Here is a 19,678-nt window from a genome sequence, read left to right as displayed (position 1 = left end):
ACTGCGTATTTGCCCTCCAACCGTCGTTTTGCAGCGAATCACGGTATCCGCGCCGCAATTTCGGCTGTCAAATCGGCCAGCAGGCTGCTCATGGCGATAACGGTGTTATCGAGTGTTTGATCGACTGGTGTGCTGACCTTGTCATACTTGGCTGCTGTGACGATTTCCCCACTTTGGAAATGCACAAGCTTCCAGCGCGCTGTCAGGTTAACATTGCCATCGGCCTGCCGTTCAAAACGGTCGATATCAACAACCACCTGCCACTCCACCATGTCCCGTGAGTTCCACGGAAAGACTTCCAAACGTGCTGCAACCCCGGTCCTGTCGAGGTTATCCATAAGAACACGATTGATGTTCTCGCCCAGCGGTTCGGCCCAGCGGTACCCGGAATTGACCTCCGGCCGATTGGCGGCACTGCGCGTGACGATCGTCGATCGGTCGAGATAGCTCGGAATTGTTACCGGCCCTACGCCAATGACCGTCGTTTCACCGGGTGCTGGCGACACCGGCTGGACCATTGGTGACAGCAAATAATATTGGTCCGGAACCGAGGGTGACGCGCAAGCGGCCAATAGTGGTGCGACCAGCAGCACCCCCCATCTGGAGATCATTTTTCTGACTGTCTGTCGCATCATTTATTCTCCTCCGGGCCGCTCTTGCCAAGGATAAGGGCACTCGGGTTCTGTTCGAGGAAATCGGTCAGTTCACGCAGGGAACGTGCCGTCGCGCCGAGTTCTTTCAGGGCCTGTTCAAGGTTGTAACGCACAGGTGACGTTGGCGCCGTGACATCGCGAACACCCCCAAGTGCCTCGCGTGCTGCATCCAGGGCGGTCTGGGTTGCGGGTAACACACTCGCATCCAAGTTGGTAACAAGCGTATTTATGCCCGCTGCGGCCTGTTGCAGGCTGATCATCCCGTTATTCAATGCTGGCGACGTGACGATATTCTCCATGCCCTCCACGGTCCCAAGCAGGCGAATTCCGATTTCTTCAATCGGGAAGGTTTCGACCTTTTCAAGAAGACTGGTTAGCGAATTGGCAATTTCGTCCAGCTTTTGCGGCAATGTCGGAAGTTCCGGCAAATTGCCCTCTTGATTGCCAAGATAGCGCGCCGGGGAAACCGGATGCATAGACAGGTCGACAAACAACTGACCTGTAATGAAACTTCCTGTCTTGAGGCGGGCACGCAGGCCATTATCAATCAGGGTTTCGATGGTTTCCTGCGGATCAACATCCCCCAGGCGCCCACCAACGATGCTTACGCGTTCTGGTTCAAGTGTGACTTCAACCGGCACACGGAAGGCGTGCTGCGTGACGACATATTCCAGGTCGACACTTTCGACTGTCCCGACACGGATACCGTTAAATTCCACAGGCGCACCGCGCGAAAGTCCGCGAACCGAAGAATCGAAATAAAGCATGTAGCGCTGGCTGTATCCCTCGGCGAGCAGCTCAGCCTTCTCAAGGCTTTCATGCAGTCGGAATACCGTGTCTGCGGTCGCCATTTCGTCGTTCTCATGTGCGGGCGGCGTATAAAAGTTGATCCCGCCCGCCAAAACAGAGCGAACAGACTGCGCGCGTACAGAAAAGCCTTCGGCATTCAGATCAAGGGCAATCCCGCTTGAATCCCAAAATCTGGTTTGGCGTTTAACAAGCGCATCGAAAGGTTTGCGGATAAATATAGGGATTGAAACACCATCCGCATTCGCATCCAGTTCGGTATCAAGAACTTCTCCGACCTCGATCCCGCGCAGAAGGACCGGTGTCCCCTCACCCAGGGAACCGAGTTCTTCTGCGGTCAGGACAAAACGCGTGCCGTTTTCTTCATCAGGGATAAATTGCGGCTCTTCCTCGCCAACAAATTGGCGTGCCTTTTCCCCCGACTTGTCCGGTATTACTTCAATGTATGCGCCGGAAACAATGGTTTCCAAGCCGGTAATACCGCGCGCACTCACGCGTGGACGCACAACCCAGAACCGCGTTTTATCTGTCAGGTAGTCGCTGAAATCCGCGTTCATCCGGATCGTCAGAACAACATGTTCCATATCGTCGGCAAGATTGATGGCTGTTACCTGACCGACATCGACATCGCGATAACGCACGGCTGTCTTACCGGCAGACAGACCTTCGGCCGCTTCAAACGTAACGGTGATTTCAGGACCCTTTGAGACGATATCGCGCCACAACAGCCAACCACCGACGATCAAGGCCACCAGCGGCACCAGCCAGATAATTGAAAAACGGCCCCAGCCTGTTCGGATGTCGGGCTTTTCCGGCTGTTGATCCGGTTCTGAACTTTTCGCGTCACTCATGACGGAATCCCCTGATTTTCAACGCGATCATGATCTGTCTTCACACTTGCCAATCTTGGTCGTTTGACCGTTTGCATACCGGCGCGATCCCAAATCAAACGCGGATCAAAGGCCATGGCCGACAGCATTGTCAAAATAACCACCCCACAAAATGCCACAGCCCCGAACCCGGGTTGAACTGTTGCGATATTTCCAAGTTTTACCAGTGCTGCAAGGATCGATACCATAAACACATCAACCATCGACCATCGCCCGATCAGCTCCGTGATACGATAAATCAATGTGCGCTCCTTGAGTGGACCAGACAACCCCAAGGCGGTCGCAATATAAACCCACCCCAACAGCAGGATTTTGATGATTGGCACCAGAATGCTTGCGGTAAAGACAACGATGGCAATTGGCCACTCCCCGGCCCGGACCAGCGCGCTGACCCCGGAAAGTATTGTGTCTGCCTCTGCCCGGCCAAGATACGTCACGGTCATGATCGGAAAGACATTTGCCGGCACATACAAAATGACAGCAGCCAGCAACAAGGCCCATGAACGCGACAGGCTGCGTGGTTTTCGGTGATGCACCATCGCACCACAGCGCGGACAACGCACATTTTCATGCCCGCCGCCCAGAACAACCATGGAGCATGTGTGACAGGTCAGAAGTGCTCTGTCTTGCTGATCTGAACCTTGTTGGTTGCCAATATCTTCAGATGTCGGATAACGCAGGTTTGCCGGTGCCAACCGCCGCCAAACGTAGCGCGGATCAAGCGTGATATTCATCAGAAGAACTGTCGGGATCAGACAGCAGATCGCAAAAAATGCAGGACCGGCAATGACGTCAGCAAAATCCGTCAGCTTGGTCAAAGCCACCAGCAACCCGATCAGGAAGACATCGAGCATCGACCAGGGTCGGATGATCGCCAGAATGCGCCAGACCTGCTGCATGCCGGGCACTTGCCGGTTCAAGCTGATCGGCAACAATACATAGATGTGCGCCAGAATCAGGACAAGCGGTGCCAGTACAGATGTGACGGCGACCATAATGGCCAAAAACAGAAACCCTTCGCGCCAGAACGTCAGCACACCACTGCTCAGTGTGTTGGTTTCAACCCGGCCTTCCATTGCAAAGGTCAAAACCGGGTAGCTGTTGGCAATCAAGAACAACAGAAAGGCCGTGACAGCCAGCGCCAACGGTTTGTCAAAGCGCACCTGTGCCGCGCGGTACAATGGTGATCCACAGCGAACGCAATATGCGACACTGCCCGTCGGGATTTCTTCCTCGACATGGAGATAGTCGCAATTCTCACAGGCGATCAGTCGATGAGACATTGTTTTCCTGTTTTTACAATCCGTTATACGGACTGGTTCGCACATCAAAGTAAGCGACACTTTTGCATGCAAGTCAAATCGGGGCACTTGGCAGCGGTGAATGTCCTTGGCAAAGAAGACAAAACAATGTTCAGAGAGGCATGATTTTACTGCGGAATTTCCGGCAGATGACGGCGCGCCTCAGACAGGACGATATCGTTGACCTGATCAAGAAGCCGACTGTTGATGGTTTTGTGATGCCAATATAGTGGACGATCAATTTCAAACGGACACGGCCGAACCAGCCTTCCGGTACGAAGCCCCTCTTCCGCCTGATGTTGTTCAACGACGGCGTAGGCCACACCCTGTTCGGCAAGGGTCACGAAACCCTGTGAACTTGGAACAGTGTGGGCAGGGAATTCACCGGGGTTAAGTCCGAAATATTGATGAAGGAACTGATTTTGCAGTTCATCATGTTCGGAAAAATTCACAGCCGGACAGGCGCGCAAGGCATCCGCAGTTAAGCCATCCTTGAAATAGCGTTCCTGAAATTCTGGTGAAACCACCATAAAGTAACGCATGGAGCCCAGCGGCCGCACCCGACATCCCTGAATGGGTCTATCGCGCAAACTGACCGCACCCAGCACGTTTCCTTCCTGCAGGGAGTGATGATTAAGCGATTCATCATCGACGACCAAATGCACCAGAACGCCAAGTTTCTCAAACAGAAGCTTGGGCACATCAACAAACCAGGTCGCCAGACTGTCGGCATTAACTGCAAGCGTTACCTGACCAAATTCACCCTCGGCGCGCACCTCGGGCAGTTCCGACCCCAGATCCTGTTCAAGCAGTCGCACACTCTGATAATGCGCAAGCAGCCTTTGGCCTGCCACGGTTGGGACAATCGGCTTGGCGCGCACCAACACTGGCTGACCAAAACGCTCCTCCATCAGCTTGACCCGTTGGGATATTGCAGACTGAGTTAGTCCCAGCGCCCGCGCCGCCTTCTCAAAGCTTCCGAAACGGATAACCTCCGCACAGGCCTCAACCAGTTTGTAATCGAGCATGACCAACCATCAATTTTACTAATCCATGTTTAGTATAATTCGATTTTCTTAAAGCACAAAGATGCTATCAACGGCGAACCACAGCACAAGGAATGCCAGAGAATGCTTTTAACCTATGCCACCGGATTTGGCCTGGGCGGCGGGCTGATCATTGCGATTGGCGCGCAGAACGCCTTTGTTCTCGGTCAGGGATTGCGGCGCAATCATCCGCTGATGGTGGCCTTCGTCTGCGCCTTGTGTGATGCCGTTTTGATTGCGGCGGGTGTCGCAGGGCTTGGAACGCTGATTGCTGCCTACCCCCTCCTCACAAAGGTTGCGGCCTGGGGCGGCGGTTTATTCCTGATCTGGTATGGATTTGGTGCTCTGCGACGGTTGTTTGAAACCGAAACATTGTCGGAAAAGGCGATTTCAAAAACCGGCTGGAAGGCGGTTCTTACGACCACCCTCGCGGTCACGCTTTTGAACCCGCATGTCTATCTTGATACGGTTGTCATGCTGGGTGGTATTGGCGGGCAATATCCAGCGGACGAAAGATTTGGCTTTGCTCTGGGCGCCATGAGTGCCAGTTTTGTCTGGTTCTTTGCCATTGCACTGGGGGCTGCATGGCTTGCCCCCTATGTCGCACGCCCAATCACCTGGAAGATCATTGATGGCGTAACCTGTGGCGTTATGTGGCTGGTGGCCTATAGCCTGCTTGCACCGGAAATACGCGCTCTTATGGCTGGCTAAGCACAATCAGTCCAGGCCGACGCCCTACTCGTCCATCGCTTCCTTGAAATGCCGACGACAGACCGGGACATAACGGTCATTCCCGCCGATCTCGACCTGCGCCCCTTCGCGGACAGGTTTGCCGTCTGCATCCACGCGCAAAACCATGCCGGCCTTGCGGCCGCAGTGGCAGATCGTCTTAAGCTCATTAAGCTTGTCCGCCCACGCCAGCAGCCATTTGGAACCTTCAAACAACTGCCCCTGGAAATCGGTTCGTATGCCATAGCACAACACAGGGATGCCATGGATGTCGGCAATATCCGAAAGCTGCCAGACCTGGTCTTTAGACAGGAATTGTGCCTCGTCAATCAGGACACAATCGACTTTCCCCTTTTCGACCTGCTCCAGGATCAGGGCCGTCATATCGGTATTGGCGTCAAACAGCAGTGCCGGTGCTTCAAGACCAATGCGCGACGCAATCTTGCCTTCGCCAAAGCGGTTATCAAACGCCACTGTCATCAGTAACGTTTCCATGCCGCGTTCACGGTAATTGAAACTCGCCTGAAGCAAGGTGGTCGATTTCCCAGCATTCATGGACGAGTAATAGAAAAACAGATTGGCCATGCGTCTCCCCCGAAAGTCGTCACAGGGGAATAGCCCAACAATCACGAATGATCAATATGGCTGTCGCCTTGAACTTGTCCATTGCGTGAAATATCGATTTCACGCATTTCACGCCGCATGTAATCCAGAAGAGACTGAACCTTTGCACTGCGGGTCACACCGCCCGGATAAACGGCATAGATCTCAAGATCGGGCAACTTGCAATCCGGTAAAACCCGGATCAAGTCGCCGTTATCAATTTCCTGCTGAACATCACATAGCGGAACAACCGCCAATCCATGACCGCCCCGCAGAAACTGCAATCTGGCTGTCGCGTTATCCACCCGAACACTGCCCGACACCCGGATATTTCGGGTACCGTCGGCACATTGAAGCGTCAGCGTCTCAGGAACGCGGCTATACATCACCCACTCATGTTCGGACAAATCATCCCGGCTTTCGGGTAATCCGAACGTGCTGACATAGGACTCGCTGGCTGCAATGATCCTGTGGGTCTGATAAAGTTTGAAGTTCTTGAGTTCCGAATTTTTTAGCGGCCCGGAACGCACGGCAATATCAATGCCGCGACCAATCAGATCGACTACTTCGTCGCTGAGATGCACATCAATCGAGACACCCGGATATGTTTGCCTAAACCGGTCAAGGATCGGCACAATTCGAAGCGTGCCGAGATGAACCGAACAGGTCAGCGATATCTTTCCCACTGGGTCGTCACGCAATTCTTCGACGCGTTTTCGCGCTGCTTCGGCTTCGAGGGAAATGGTGCGGCAGCTGTCGTAATAGCGTGCACCCGCGTCGGTCAGACTGAAACTGCGTGTGCTTCTGCGTAACAAAGGCACGCCAAGGCGGGTCTCAAGCTGGCGAATTTGATGGGAAATGGCCGCACGGCTGAGCCCCATTTTCCGCGCAGCCGCAGAAAACCCGCCTTCGTCAACAACGCGGGCAAAAATCATCATCGCCCGAACTTCATCAAGTGCCGACATTCTATATGCTCATTAAATTTGACAATGTGTTCACTTCATCAATCTTTCGCAAATTCTGTCAGCCAGTTAGGATGAGTGCAAATGAATTCCACGCATGGAGGAACTGATGCGTATTTTGATGATTGTTACGTCGCATGATCAGATGGGTGACACCGGGCACAAGACCGGTATCTGGCTCGAAGAGTTTGCTGCCCCCTACTACCGCTTCAAGGATGCCGGGGCAGAAATTACGCTGGCATCCCCAAAAGGCGGCAAACCGCCCCTTGATCCCAACAGTCAGGTGCCCGATGCCCTGACCGATGCGACCGAGCGGTTTGAAAAGGACGACGCGGCAAACGCGGTTTTCGCCAACACCGTCACCCTTGACGGTTTGAAAGCCGATGATTTTGACGCCCTGTTCTATCCGGGTGGGCACGGTCCGCTCTGGGATCTGGCAACTGATCAGAAATCCAGTACCCTGATCGAGGCGTTCGTTGCCCAGAACAAACCGGTTGCTGCCGTCTGCCATGGCCCGGCCGCCTTGGTGAACGCCAAGACGCCAGATGGCAAACCGCTCGTTTCAGGCAAACGTGTTACCAGCTTCACCAATGATGAAGAAAAGGCCGTCGGCCTTGAAAACGTCGTGCCGCTGTCAATTGAGGACGAATTCAAAAAGCACGGTGCAACGTTTGAGCGCGGCGATAACTGGGCTTCCTACGCGGTTGTTGATGGCAAACTTGTCACCGGTCAGAACCCGGCATCAAGCGATGCAACGGCCGATGAAGTCATCAAACTTTTGTCTGCATAAAACCGCTTGACCTTCCATCTACTGGAACCTCCATACTGCGTTCATAGACACCGATCATATGGAGAAATCTGATGGTGAAACTGAAGGTCGAAAAAATGAGCTGCGGTCACTGCGCAAGTGCCGTGACCAGAGCAGCAACCAAGGTCAGCGGTGTTGAAGGTGCCGAGGTTGATCTGGCAAATGGCGAAGTCGCCGTTTCTGGAAACCCGGACGTCAATGCCCTGATCGCGGCGATCAACGATGCCGGTTATCCGGCATCCGAAGCCCGCTAGACTAGTATACACCCACGTTCGCGTCCCCCACCCGAACGTCAGAGCCGCCAGTATTGAAAATATGCTGGCGGCTTTTCTTTACCCTGCCCATTCGTTTGTGCAACCATCTCCACAAACAGAAAGCGGCACCAAATGACTTTTCATATCACTGCCTTGTGCGGAAGCCTTCGCCAAGCATCGATCAACAGAACGCTCCTTCAAGCGGCACAAAAGGTTGCTAGCCCCCATGGTGCAACCATTCATTTATTTGATGGCTTGGGCCACCTTCCGATCTTTAATCCGGACAATGAAGATACCGATGATCGCAATGTCGCGGCGTTTCGAGATACACTTCGCCGCGCGGATGCAGTCCTGATCGCCAGTCCCGAATATGCCCATGGTGTCACCGGCGCGATCAAGAATGCCCTTGATTGGGTGGTGGCCAGTGGCGAATTCATGCAAAAGCCGGTCGCCTGCCTGAATGCTTCTGGCAGGGCAAAAATCGCACAGGCGGCATTGATTGAAACCATTCGCACCATGGATGCACGTATCATCATTGACGCATGCATAACGATCCCGCTGAACGGCAAGAACTTTGACGTTGATGATATCCTACGCGACCCATCCAGCCTGACATTACTTGAAACCGCGCTTCGACACTTAACGGCTGATATTCCAAGCGAAATGCAAAACCAGGCCATTTAGTCATACAAAAAAAGCCGCCCAAACGGGCGGCTTTTTCTTTAATCTGATGATTACAATCAGCCGAGGATTTTATCGCGGAGCAGCTTGTTGACCATGCCCGGGTTGGCCTTGCCACCCGTGGATTTCATGACCTGACCGACAAACCAGCCAAGCATCTTGTCTTTACCAGCGCGGATCTCTTCAACCTTGTCCGGGTTTGCGGCAATGACTTCGTCAATTGCCGTTTCAATCGCACCGGTATCGGTGATCTGCTTAAGACCTTTTTCCTCGACGATCTTTTCCGGATCGCCGCCGGTTTCGATCATGATTTCAAAGACGTCCTTGGCAATACGGCCAGAAATGGTGTCGTCAGAGATCAGATCGATCAGCTTGCCAAGGTTTTCGGCCGTTACCGGGCTATCAGCAATCCCGACTTCTGCCTTGTTCAGCGCACCGAACAGGTTGGTGATCACCCAGTTCGCCGCCAGTTTGCCATCACGGCCCTTGGCAACAACTTCGTAGTAATCCGCCTTTTCCTTTTCGGCGACAAGAACACCGGCATCATATGCCGACAGACCGTTTTCACGCATGAAGCGGGCCTTTTTCTCGTCTGGCAGTTCCGGCAATTCTTTTTCGATTTCCGAAATGAACGCATCATCGAAAACCAGCGGCAGCAAATCCGGATCCGGGAAATAGCGATAATCATGTGCCATTTCCTTGGACCGCATCGAACGGGTTTCCCCCAGACGCTGATCATAGAGACGGGTTTCCTGCTGGATTTCCCCGCCACCTTCGATCACTTCGATCTGGCGTTTTGCCTCAATCTCGATCGCCTGCATCACGAAACGGATGGAGTTGACGTTCTTGATCTCGCAACGGGTACCAAAGCCTTCGCCTGGACGACGGACAGAAACGTTGGCGTCACAGCGCATGGAACCTTCGTTCATGTTGCCGTCGCACGTGCCAAGGTAACGCACAATCGCGCGCAGCTTGGTCAGGTATGCCCCGGCTTCTTCCGGCGAACGGATGTCTGGCATGGAAACGATTTCCATCAGCGCCACGCCCGAACGGTTCAGGTCGATATGCGAATATTTCGGGTCCTGATCGTGCATCGATTTACCGGCATCCTGTTCAAGATGCAGACGTTCAATGCCAACCGACTTGGTCGAACCATCAGGCATATCAAGAATGATCGTGCCTTCGCCGACGATCGGTTTGTCGAACTGCGAAATCTGATAGCCCTGCGGCAGATCGGCATAGAAATAGTTTTTGCGGGCAAAAACACTTTCCTTGTTGATCTTGGCCTTAAGACCCAGACCGGTTTTAACCGCCTGACGCACGCATTCTGCGTTCACGACCGGAAGCATGCCCGGCATGGCCGCATCAACGAGGCTGACATTGCTGTTGGGCTCGTTGCCGAATTTGGTCGAAGCACCTGAAAACAGCTTGGACTTGGAAATGACCTGGCAGTGGACTTCAAGACCGACAACGATTTCCCACGGGCCGGTAGAACCTTCAAGAATATAGCTCATGGATCAGCCCTCCTGCCCGGCAGGTTTTGCGGTAAAGTTGGCAGCACTTTCGAGCACGCCACCAACACGCAGAACGGTTTCTTCATCAAACGGCTTGCCAATCAGCTGAAGACCCAGCGGCAATCCTTCGGCCGAAAGACCGGTCGGCACCGAAATGCCCGGAAGACCCGCAAGGCTTGCCGGAACGGTAAAGACGTCATTGAGATACATCTTGACCGGATCACCTTCGTTTTCACCAATGGCAAAAGCCGCAGACGGTGCGGTCGGCGTCAGGATCGCATCGACCTTGCCAAATGCACCTTCGAAGTCCTGATAAATACGACGACGGACTTTAAGCGCCTTGTTGTAATAGGCGTCATAATAACCAGCCGACAGCACATAGGTACCGATCATGATACGGCGCTGGACTTCCTTGCCGAAACCGGCAGCACGGGATTTCATGTACATGTCATCAAGGCTGTCGCCATCATCCATCACACGCTGGCCGTAACGAAGGCCGTCATAACGTGCAAGGTTTGACGATGCCTCAGCCGGGGCGACGATGTAATAGGTGCCCAGAGCATATTTGGTGTGCGGCAGGGTCACATCGACAACTTCGGCACCCGCATCGCGCAACATCGCAACGCCGTTATCCCAAAGCTTGCTAATTTCTTCAGGCATGCCATCGACACGATATTCCTTCGGAATACCGATTTTCATGCCACGGATGTCACCGGTCAGGGCCGCTTCGAAATCCGGAACTGCAATCGGTGCAGACGTGCTGTCCTTGGCATCGTGACCCGCCATCGAACCCAGCATGATTGCCGCATCACGCACGGTTTTGGTCATCGGACCAGCCTGATCAAGCGAGCTTGCAAAGGCAACAATGCCCCAGCGCGAGCAACGACCATAGGTCGGCTTCAGACCAACAATGCCGCAATATGATGCCGGCTGACGGATCGAGCCACCGGTATCGGTACCGGTAGCGGCCAAAGCCATGTTGGCAGCAACAGCGGCGGCGGAACCACCAGATGAGCCACCCGGAACCAGATCCTTGCCGGACTTGTCTTTCCACGGGTTGATCACGTTGCCGTAATAGGAAGACGTGTTGGACGACCCCATGGCGAACTCATCAAGGTTCGCCTTGCCCAGCATCACCGCACCATTACCAAACAGGTTGCTGGTAACAGTGGATTCATATTCCGGTTTGAAACCTTCGAGGATGTGCGATGCCGCCGTGGTCTGGACACCTTCTGTGCAGAACAGGTCTTTGACAGCAATCGGCAGGCCTTCCATTTTGCCAGCACTGCCCTTGGCGCGCTTGGCATCGGATACCTTGGCCATTTCCATGGCTTTTTCCGGAGTTTCGGTGATGTACGCGTTCAGATTGCGATGCACGTCCATCGATTTCAGGTGTGCTTCGGTCAGTTCGACCGAGGTATAATCACCCTTTGCAAGCCCATCGCGGGCTTCTGCAAGTGTCAGCTTTGTCAGATCAGTCATTATTCAACCACCTTGGGCACAACAAAACAGCCAGCATCAGTCATCGGTGCGTTTGACAGCACTTTTTGCTGGATATTGCCATCGGTGACTTCGTCCTTGCGCAGCGGCAGGGTCAGATCGGCAACAGATGTCAGCGGCTCACAGCCTTCAACATCAACTTCTTGCAGTTCCTCGACAAAATCGAGGATACGGGTCAAATCTCCCGCCAGTTCGGAAAGGCCTTCTTCGGACACGTTGATACGCGAAAGATAGGCAATACGGCGAACTGTTTCCTTATCCAAAGACGACATGGATGAAAGTCTCTCTTAAGGAATGACAAAAAAACCCGGCAGAGAGATATCTGCCAGAACGTGAATTACAGCGCGGAAACTAGCACCCCGCCGCCCCTGCCGCAAGGGTTCGAAGCAACGAAGAACACGTGTTCTCGCGCTGTCTGACTCATAAAACTGTCGCGCGCGAAAATATCACCTGCCCAGATCGGATCGGGCATATGAAAACAAACAGGCCGACAACAAGAATGTTGCCGGCCTGTTTCGTGTTTATGCCCTGCCGCGTATTACGCGACAGAATGCCAGATCGGCTTAGCCCGGGCTCATACCACGCAGACGTTCGGAACGACGACGCAGCAGTTCCACGGTCAGCAGCAGCAGGATCGAGACAGATACAAGGATCGTCGCGGCTGCCAGAATGGTCGGCGAGATCTGTTCGCGCAGACCGGTATACATCTGCCATGGCAAGGTTTGCTGACGGGCAGACCCGACAAACAGCACCACAACCACTTCATCAAACGAGGTGATAAAGGCAAACAGGCCGCCCGAAATCACACCCGGCAGGATCAGAGGCATCTGAACCTTGAAGAAGGTGGTGACCGGGTTTGCCCCCATGTTTGCCGCCGCACGGGTCAGTGACTTGTCAAAGCCAACCAACGTTGCGGTGACCGTGATGATGACAAACGGAATGCCCAGAACAGCGTGGGCCAGGATCACCTTCACATAGCCGACAAATGCCTGATTGAGGCCAAGATTAAGCTCAAGCCAGTTGCCCAGCGGCGCGTAAAAGAAGAACATGCCGGTGGCCGAAATGATCAACGGCACGATCATCGGGGAAATAAGCACGGCCATCATCGCCTGGCGCCCCGGCACGTGCGACTGGCTAAGACCAATTGCGGCAAGTGTCCCAAGGGATAGCGAAATCAGCGTCGCAATCGGAGCAATGATCAACGAGTTCTTGAGTGGCACCATCCATTCATCGGTACCCAGGAAATCGCGATAATGCTTGAGGCTATAGCCTTCTGCCTTGAAGCTCAGCATTTCTGGCGTGAAGGTAAAGAAGTTCTCGGCATTGAAGCTGAGCCAGATCACCGGCAGAAGCGGCGCGATCAGGAAGAAGAACACAAACGCACAGATAAACAGGAACGCGTTGTGCCAAAGAACCTGACCCGGCGTGTAATAGATCGGAACGCCGGCCCGGTATCTACCGCTTCCAACCCAGTTGGCAAACCAGCCCATCGAAATACCGACAAGGAAGCCGCCAAACAAGCCGCCAAGCCCGCCGAAAATCATGCCTACTCCACCGAAAAGCACACCAGTTGCCAGCGTTTTCTGTTTGCTTTTCACTTTGACGATTTTCGAGAACACAAAGGCCAGTGCCGCCCCGACCAAAGCACCGATGACGAACCCGACCCACGGGCTGCCAAAGATGTTGCCGGTAATGAAGCCGAACATCGCACCTAACAAGGCCACCAGTGGCATCGTGAAAGTCATCAGTTCGGGCCGTCTTACGTATGAGATTACTTCATTCATGTTCTTAGCCCCCCAACTTCACGTTATCGATGCCCACAATCTTGTCGTAGCACCAGTACAGGCCAAGAACGACGACGAGAAGGATAGACCCGAGTGCGGCCGCAAGGCCCCAGTTGAGCGAACTTGAAATATGATAGGCAATTCGGTTGGAGATGAAGACACCATCCGTACCGCCAACGATTTCAGGCGTGATGTAGTAACCAATCGCAAGAATGAACACGAGGATCGAACCGGCACCAATGCCCGGCACCGACTGCGGGAAGTAAACTCGCCAGAAGGCAGTCCAGTTCGTCGCACCAAGTGACTTGGCCGCGCGCTGGTAACTTGGCGGGATGGTTTTCATCACCGAATACAGCGGCAGGATCATGAATGGCAGCAGGATGTGGGTCATGGCAATGACCGTACCTGTTGCATTATTCATCAGAACAAGCCGATCTGCATCATTAACAAACCCGAGCCAGACAAGGATTTCGTTGATAACCCCTTGCTGCTGTAACAAAACCTTCCAGGCCGACGTTCGTACCAAGAGCGACGTCCAGAACGGCAGCAGAACCAAAATCATCAGGATACTTGCCGTACGCATTGGAAGATTGGCGAGCAACCATGCCACTGGATAGCCAAGAACAATGCAGCTTGCGGTAATGATCAGCGCCATGATCAGTGTGCGCATGAACAGCGTGGTATAAATCTGCTGATTTTCCGGCTTCATCACGATCCCGTCCGGCGTCAGCGTCATATCGACGGAATTCAGGAAGTACCCTGGGGTCATGCTTGGCGAATAGAGTTTGATGGTTGCCCAGATATCAGCTGAGCCCCAATCTTCGTCTTCTTCGGTGAAAGCTTCGCGGAAACCAAATTGCGGAAGCTGATCAATATTGGCGGCCGCCGCCTGCAAGGCGCTTGCGCCTGCACCATTATAGCTGTTAATCGCCGAAACCGTATCCGAATTGGTCAGATCCATACCAAGGGCGCCGTAAACGGACTCCCATGGATCTTCCTCGGCAACGTTATCGCCATCGCGGATCGCAGCCCAAAGGGCAAAATCGGTATAAGCACGTGCGGTCCAGGGCAGCAGTTGAATGATTTGTTCTGACGGCACAAAGCCGACATCACCACTCATGTCTTCATCAGACATCAGCGCCATCAGTTCACGGCGTGTTTCAAGGAAATCTTCCCCGCCTGTGCCCGACATCATTTCGAACCAGAAAGAGCCCTCTTCGAAGTTCGGGTCGATATCTTCAAGCGGATCCTGCCAAAGTTCACCGATGTCATCAAGCGACCGCCCCGTGGTCCGGAACAAGGATGACAATCCGGATTGCTCGTAATTCAGGCGAGAACCAAGACGGGTATGCTGTTTGGCTTCCTCTGCCTTGAATAAATCAATGTAAAGATTGCGGTATACATTTTCGTGCGGCGGTTCCCCGGTTGAACCATCCCACTGGGAGAGCGCGATCACCGTTCCCGGGAGTGTGTTCGGCACAATGTCGTTTTCAACCGACCGGAAAAGCATCGAGAGGATCGGAACGATAAAAGTCACGACCACAAAGATCAAAAGTGGCGCAACCAGCATGAGCGCGCGCATCTTCTGGCGCATCAATGCCCTTCGTAGACTTTGTTTTAGTGGTCTGCCATCAGCAGCTAACACGACTTCTTGCGATGTATCACCCATTACGCCCCCGTAAGCCTGCCCCGGTGTTTTCGGTCTATTGTTTCGACCGGCAATTTATTGTTCTGCGAATTGGTCGGCAAAGGGGGCCGCGAACGGCCCCCTACCCTTAGCTCTTATTGAGCGAGCCAAGCCTGGAACTTGGCATCGATGTCGTCACGATAGTCAGCCCAGAACTCATAGTTATAGAGGAACGTGTTCTTGGCGTTTGCCGGGTCGGTCGGCATGTGCGGTGCCATGTCAACGCCCAGTTCGGCGTGTTTGCCAACAAGCGGCGCCGACGACAAACGAGCCGGACCATACGAAATGTAAGCAGCCTGATCAGCAAGGCGCTGGGTATCGGTTGCAAACTTCACAAAGTCCAGAACGCGGTTCAGACGTTCTTCCGGAAGACCGGCCGGAATGATCCAACCGTCAAGGTCAAAGACCTGTGCATCCCAAAGCATGGCGATCGGCTGATTCTGCTCAACAATTGCCGAGAACAGACGACCATTGTAGGTCGAGCCCATGAAGACTTCACCATCAGCCAGAAGTTGCGGGGTATCTGCACCGGCACTCCACCAGATCACGCTGTCCTTGATGGTTGCCAGTTTGTCGAGCGCGCGCTGCTGACCTTCCGGCGTTTCAAGAACGTCGTAGACTTCGTCCTTGGCAACACCATCGCAGAGCAGAGCCCATTCCATGTTGTTGATCGGGCGTTTTTCAAGCGAACGCATGCCCGGATAGGTTTCGGTATCGAACAGGGCACAGATGTCGGTCGGTGCCGGTGTTCCATCCGGAACCATGTCTTCGCGGTAACCAAACGTGGTCGAATAAACGATCTGCGGAATGTAGCAGTCACTTACGAGGAGATCACCAAAGTCATCCTCGGCAGAGGTACCGTCCGGCGCTGCTGCAAGGATTTCGTTCGGGTCAATTTCCATTGCGAGACCTTCATCGCAAAGGCGCATAGCATCGGCAGCAACAACGTCAACCAGATCCCAGGTCATGTTATTGGCTTCGTTCATTGCACGCATTTTTGCGACAGCCTCGTTCGAACTTTCATCCCAGGTAATTGAAACCTCTGGATGCATTTCCATGTAAGGCTCTGCATAAGCCTTGACCTGGCTGTTCTGGTATGCACCACCCCAGCTGACAAGGGTCATGTCATTTACCATCTCCTGGGCAAATGCGGAACCACTTGCGACAACGAGCAAAGCTGTTGATGCAGTAAGGGTTTTAATAAGTTGCATTAATAGACTCCCTGATTGTTTCCCGGACTATTCGTTAAGAACCGGTACCCGGGCATACCGGTCCTGTAATCTGTCCAACCAACGATTATGACGCGTCGAGTGCGCGACAATCTTCTGCAAGCCAGCCGATTTCAATCTGCTGGCCGGGTTTCAAGCGCATCTGATCAGGCGCATTTCGGGTCTTGATGATAAACTCATCATTGCCGGCCACACGCAGCCGCGTGCGGAAGATGTCACCCATATAGATGAACTCCAGCACCTCGGCTTTCAATGTATGGGCGTCTTCATGCAGACGATCACGATTGTATTCGACACGTTCAGGACGGATCGAAACGCGGGTACGTTCACCCACTTGACTGACATTTACCGGGACGGCATCAATGATTTCGCCGTCATCAAGCTGCACCACACAAGTGTTGCCCTTGATTTCCTTGACGATCCCCTCCAGCGTATTGTTTTCACCGATGAACTGGGCAACAAAGCTGTTTTCGGGCTGTTCGTAAAGTTTATCGGGCGGTGCAAGCTGCTGAATACGGCCATCGTCAAACACGGCAACGCGATCAGACATCGTCAAGGCTTCGGTCTGATCATGGGTGACGTAAACCGTTGTAATGCCAAGTTGATGGGCAAGATGCGTGATTTCAAACTGCATCTTTTCACGAAGCTGTTTGTCAAGTGCACCAAGCGGTTCGTCCATCAGAACAAGTTCAGGTTCAAACACCAGCGCACGGGCCAAAGCGACACGTTGCTGTTGACCGCCCGAAAGCTGAGCCGGGCGACGACCACCGAAGCTTCCCATTTCGACCATATCGAGTGCGCGTTTGACCTTTTCTTCCTGTTCCGCTTTGCCCAATTTGCGGACCTCAAGCGGGAAAGCCAAATTCTCGGCGATGGTCATATGCGGGAAAAGCGCATAGTTCTGAAAGACCATGCCAATACCACGCTTGTGCGGCGGAATATTGTTGATCGAAACGCCGCCAAGGCGAATATCGCCGTGAGTCGCGGTTTCGAAACCGGCAAGCATCATCAGGCAAGTTGTCTTGCCTGACCCTGACGGACCAAGCATCGTCAGGAACTCGCCTCTAGGCATTGTTAGGTTGAGATCTTTAACGACGAGCGTTTCGCCGTCATAACTTTTCTGTACACGTTCAAACTCAACGAACGCTTCGTTTGATGCACCGTCGGCCAAACCCTATACCCCCTGATTTGTCATTGTTTGTTCAGCGTTTTCGCTTTTGGTGATTTTTGTATGCGTAAATCAACTGGAACCTGTCGAGCATGACGGTTCCCGAACCCCGTGGATAGAAGCATTGCGACACTCACGTGTAATAGGTGCGCTGCGTCTTTCTGTTTTCTTTCTCTCAAGATGATCTGCGCATTCGGTCTGCCTGTTTCGCCCTGCATATTTCGATTTCGATCAATTTCGGCAGTGCGATATTAAAACAAACCTGCTGAGGCACTTCAACCCCTCATCATTCAGAAAGATTTTTACGCTAGGAAGCCCGCCATTCTTGGCTGCATTTAGAATAAAATGCGTCCACACACTCAACTCGGCGTCGTTTCTTCCATAAATCGGAAAACGATACATTTGCTTTGCGCTGGCAATTTCGCAAAAAGACTCCTATAAGGTCGCCATGATTTGCAATGACACTCAGGAATTGCTGCGGTTCTTGCCACCGGCAGCACGTGTATTGGGCCTTGATTTGGGCACCAAGACAATTGGCGTAGCCCTATCAGATGTCGGGCTGCAGATTGCCTCACCGTATGAGCTGATTTCACGAAAGAAGTTCACACGCGATATTGCCCAGCTTTCGTCGATTATCGACAAACAGAATGTCGGCGGCATTATCATCGGCTTCCCGCGCGAACTTGATGGTTCGATCGGCAAGGGGTGCCATCGCGTCTATGCCTTTATCGACGAAATGGAAAAGTATATCGACCTGCCGGTTTTGATGTGGGACGAGCGCCTGTCAACAAACGCGGTTGAGCGTATTCTGATTGAAGAAGTCGACATGACCCGCAAACGCCGCGCTGAAGTCGTCGACAAGACAGCAGCTGCCTATATCTTGCAAGGCGCGCTGGATCATTTGAACCGCCATACCGATCCCGGCGAGAATGCCGAACCAGACGATAACGATATCGAGGCGGAAGAAGACTGATAACCGTCAGCCCGCCCTGACCCACAAGATCAAAGCTGCCTGTTCATTCAGGCAGCTTTTTATTTGGCGGTGATCACCATCAACACCCCGAAGAACCTGGAAGGTGCAATGATAAGCATGCCGTCTTTTTCAACGGCCCCCATTGCGACGGCTGCATCGGCAATTTTCGCCATATCATCGACAATCAACTCAAAGCCGGCAAATCCGTCTGTCGGGAATGCGGAATCCTCCACGCCATAGCGCGAAACCAGTTCGTCGCCATGCAAGGCATCAACAATCGCGTCGACTCCGATTTCTTCATAGAAGTCGCGCACCGCTTCCGCCGCCCAGTGATCAACAAGAACCTTGCCAATCGCAACAGCGCCATTCTTGTGGCTCTGATAAGCAGGAAAGTAGAAATTCTGCGCCGGGTGTCGATGTTGACACACAAACGTCACCGCATGTCGCAACAGCGGATGGTTGGCGTAGGCCAACGAAAAGGCAACGCCGACTGTTTCACCGTCAGGCGTCTTGGCATCGCGTTCAAAGTGAAATACCGCCGGCACTGCGGCACCGGCTGCGATAAATTTTTGTCTGTCCTGCTCGGCATCGCGCGATTGCAGGGCCAGCATCGACATGCCTTCACGATGACGCAGATAGTCGCGATTGTAGATCGGAAACGAAAATGGCAGGGCAAGGTCAGTTTCGGCAATCTTGCCCGGATCCACCACGGCAAGAAGTTCGATATACATGGCGTCAAGCTGGATCAGGGCATTACCGGTACCAAAGGGATGAACCGCACGCGGGGTCACTGTAAATCCGAGCTGCGTATAGACAGCTATCGCAGCATCAAGATCATTCACACATAATACAATGTGATCAATCGCGCGTGACATGGCGTCCCTTTCCTTGAACATTCAGCGAGCTGGACGACTTTGCAGAACAAACAGTCTATCGACGCCAAAACCTGTTGGATGTGCTGACTATCACATCGGAAAACACCGGCAAAGAACAACTCGACACCAACTGAATTTTAGTCATCTATTCTAATTAGATATCGCGAGCGTATTTCACCCTGCTCAGATCGGTGGTAACAGTATGGTGACGTTG

The 19,678-nt window shown here is 53.2% G+C and carries 19 protein-coding genes; 5 read left to right on the top strand and 14 right to left on the bottom strand.

The window, feature by feature from the left end; translation table 11 throughout:
- Nucleotides 1-38: 38 nt before the first annotated feature.
- From DY252_RS11620 to DY252_RS11605, 4 genes are all read right to left on the bottom strand, one after another.
- Nucleotides 39-635: a PqiC family protein gene (locus DY252_RS11620; RefSeq protein ID WP_082923541.1), complete on the bottom strand. Its 597-nt coding sequence runs from the start codon at nucleotides 633-635 to the stop codon at nucleotides 39-41.
- Nucleotides 632-2,311, bottom strand: a complete 1,680-nt coding sequence (locus DY252_RS11615) for a PqiB family protein (protein WP_064789643.1) — start codon at nucleotides 2,309-2,311, stop codon at nucleotides 632-634. Before DY252_RS11615 ends, DY252_RS11620 begins: the two co-directional genes overlap by 4 nt.
- Entirely contained in the window at nucleotides 2,308-3,633 is a 1,326-nt protein-coding gene (locus tag DY252_RS11610) for a paraquat-inducible protein A (RefSeq protein WP_064789642.1), read from the bottom strand. Before DY252_RS11610 ends, DY252_RS11615 begins: the two co-directional genes overlap by 4 nt.
- 146 nt (nucleotides 3,634-3,779) lie before the next feature.
- Nucleotides 3,780-4,679 (bottom strand): LysR family transcriptional regulator ArgP, encoded by a 900-nt coding sequence (locus DY252_RS11605; protein WP_064789641.1) that lies wholly within the window; start codon nucleotides 4,677-4,679, stop codon nucleotides 3,780-3,782.
- A gap of 102 nt (nucleotides 4,680-4,781) precedes the next feature.
- On the opposite strand from DY252_RS11605, the gene DY252_RS11600 reads away from it, so the two are divergent.
- Entirely contained in the window at nucleotides 4,782-5,408 is a 627-nt protein-coding gene (locus DY252_RS11600; RefSeq protein WP_064789640.1) for a LysE/ArgO family amino acid transporter, read from the top strand.
- Between the two features lie 24 nt (nucleotides 5,409-5,432).
- On the opposite strand, the gene DY252_RS11595 is transcribed toward DY252_RS11600, so the two are convergent.
- Together DY252_RS11595 and DY252_RS11590 are read right to left on the bottom strand one after the other, a co-directional pair.
- On the bottom strand, nucleotides 5,433-6,011 hold the full coding sequence (locus DY252_RS11595; protein WP_064789639.1) for a thymidine kinase: 579 nt from the start codon (nucleotides 6,009-6,011) through the stop codon (nucleotides 5,433-5,435).
- Between the two features lie 41 nt (nucleotides 6,012-6,052).
- Entirely contained in the window at nucleotides 6,053-6,994 is a 942-nt protein-coding gene (locus tag DY252_RS11590; RefSeq protein WP_064789638.1) for a LysR family transcriptional regulator, read from the bottom strand.
- A 106-nt stretch (nucleotides 6,995-7,100) separates the two neighbouring features.
- Here DY252_RS11590 and DY252_RS11585 point away from each other — a divergent pair, with 106 nt between their 5' ends.
- From DY252_RS11585 to DY252_RS11575, 3 genes are all read left to right on the top strand, one after another.
- Nucleotides 7,101-7,781, top strand: a complete 681-nt coding sequence (locus DY252_RS11585) for a type 1 glutamine amidotransferase domain-containing protein (RefSeq protein WP_064789699.1) — start codon at nucleotides 7,101-7,103, stop codon at nucleotides 7,779-7,781.
- Nucleotides 7,782-7,852: 71 nt separating this feature from the next.
- Nucleotides 7,853-8,053, top strand: a complete 201-nt coding sequence (locus DY252_RS11580) for a heavy-metal-associated domain-containing protein (RefSeq protein WP_064789637.1) — start codon at nucleotides 7,853-7,855, stop codon at nucleotides 8,051-8,053.
- A 132-nt stretch (nucleotides 8,054-8,185) separates the two neighbouring features.
- Nucleotides 8,186-8,737 (top strand): NADPH-dependent FMN reductase, encoded by a 552-nt coding sequence (locus DY252_RS11575; protein ID WP_064789636.1) that lies wholly within the window; start codon nucleotides 8,186-8,188, stop codon nucleotides 8,735-8,737.
- Between the two features lie 56 nt (nucleotides 8,738-8,793).
- On the opposite strand, the gene gatB is transcribed toward DY252_RS11575, so the two are convergent.
- From gatB to DY252_RS11540, 7 genes are all read right to left on the bottom strand, one after another.
- Nucleotides 8,794-10,248, bottom strand: a complete 1,455-nt coding sequence (gene gatB, locus DY252_RS11570; protein ID WP_008890771.1) for an Asp-tRNA(Asn)/Glu-tRNA(Gln) amidotransferase subunit GatB — start codon at nucleotides 10,246-10,248, stop codon at nucleotides 8,794-8,796.
- Between the two features lie 3 nt (nucleotides 10,249-10,251).
- Nucleotides 10,252-11,730: an Asp-tRNA(Asn)/Glu-tRNA(Gln) amidotransferase subunit GatA gene (gene gatA, locus DY252_RS11565; protein WP_064789635.1), complete on the bottom strand. Its 1,479-nt coding sequence runs from the start codon at nucleotides 11,728-11,730 to the stop codon at nucleotides 10,252-10,254.
- Entirely contained in the window at nucleotides 11,730-12,020 is a 291-nt protein-coding gene (gene gatC, locus DY252_RS11560; RefSeq protein ID WP_008890773.1) for an Asp-tRNA(Asn)/Glu-tRNA(Gln) amidotransferase subunit GatC, read from the bottom strand. The genes gatA and gatC overlap by 1 nt, the downstream gene beginning before the upstream one ends.
- A gap of 291 nt (nucleotides 12,021-12,311) precedes the next feature.
- A complete protein-coding gene (locus DY252_RS11555; RefSeq protein ID WP_064789634.1) occupies nucleotides 12,312-13,532 on the bottom strand; it encodes an ABC transporter permease in 1,221 nt (406 codons plus the stop codon).
- 4 nt (nucleotides 13,533-13,536) lie between these two features.
- Nucleotides 13,537-15,126 carry an ABC transporter permease gene (locus tag DY252_RS11550; protein WP_197482585.1) on the bottom strand — a complete coding sequence of 530 codons (1,590 nt, stop codon included), beginning with the start codon at nucleotides 15,124-15,126 and terminating at the stop codon, nucleotides 13,537-13,539.
- 188 nt (nucleotides 15,127-15,314) lie between these two features.
- Nucleotides 15,315-16,430, bottom strand: coding sequence for an extracellular solute-binding protein (locus tag DY252_RS11545; RefSeq protein WP_064789632.1), 1,116 nt, complete (start codon nucleotides 16,428-16,430; stop codon nucleotides 15,315-15,317).
- Nucleotides 16,431-16,515: 85 nt separating this feature from the next.
- The gene (locus DY252_RS11540; RefSeq protein WP_064789631.1) at nucleotides 16,516-17,619 is read right to left on the bottom strand and encodes an ABC transporter ATP-binding protein; all 1,104 of its coding nucleotides are present in this window, start codon (nucleotides 17,617-17,619) and stop codon (nucleotides 16,516-16,518) included.
- Between the two features lie 445 nt (nucleotides 17,620-18,064).
- Here DY252_RS11540 and ruvX point away from each other — a divergent pair, with 445 nt between their 5' ends.
- Nucleotides 18,065-18,589, top strand: coding sequence for a Holliday junction resolvase RuvX (gene ruvX / locus DY252_RS11535; protein ID WP_064789630.1), 525 nt, complete (start codon nucleotides 18,065-18,067; stop codon nucleotides 18,587-18,589).
- 59 nt (nucleotides 18,590-18,648) lie between these two features.
- On the opposite strand, the gene DY252_RS11530 is transcribed toward ruvX, so the two are convergent.
- Entirely contained in the window at nucleotides 18,649-19,464 is an 816-nt protein-coding gene (locus DY252_RS11530; protein ID WP_064789629.1) for a VOC family protein, read from the bottom strand.
- Nucleotides 19,465-19,678: the final 214 nt, after the last annotated feature.

This window comes from Thalassospira indica, from assembly GCF_003403095.1.
GTDB classification, from domain to species: Bacteria; Pseudomonadota; Alphaproteobacteria; order Rhodospirillales; family Thalassospiraceae; genus Thalassospira; species Thalassospira indica.
The sequence above is the reverse complement of the archived record's forward strand: the minus strand, read 5'-3'. Positions and strand labels throughout refer to the sequence as shown.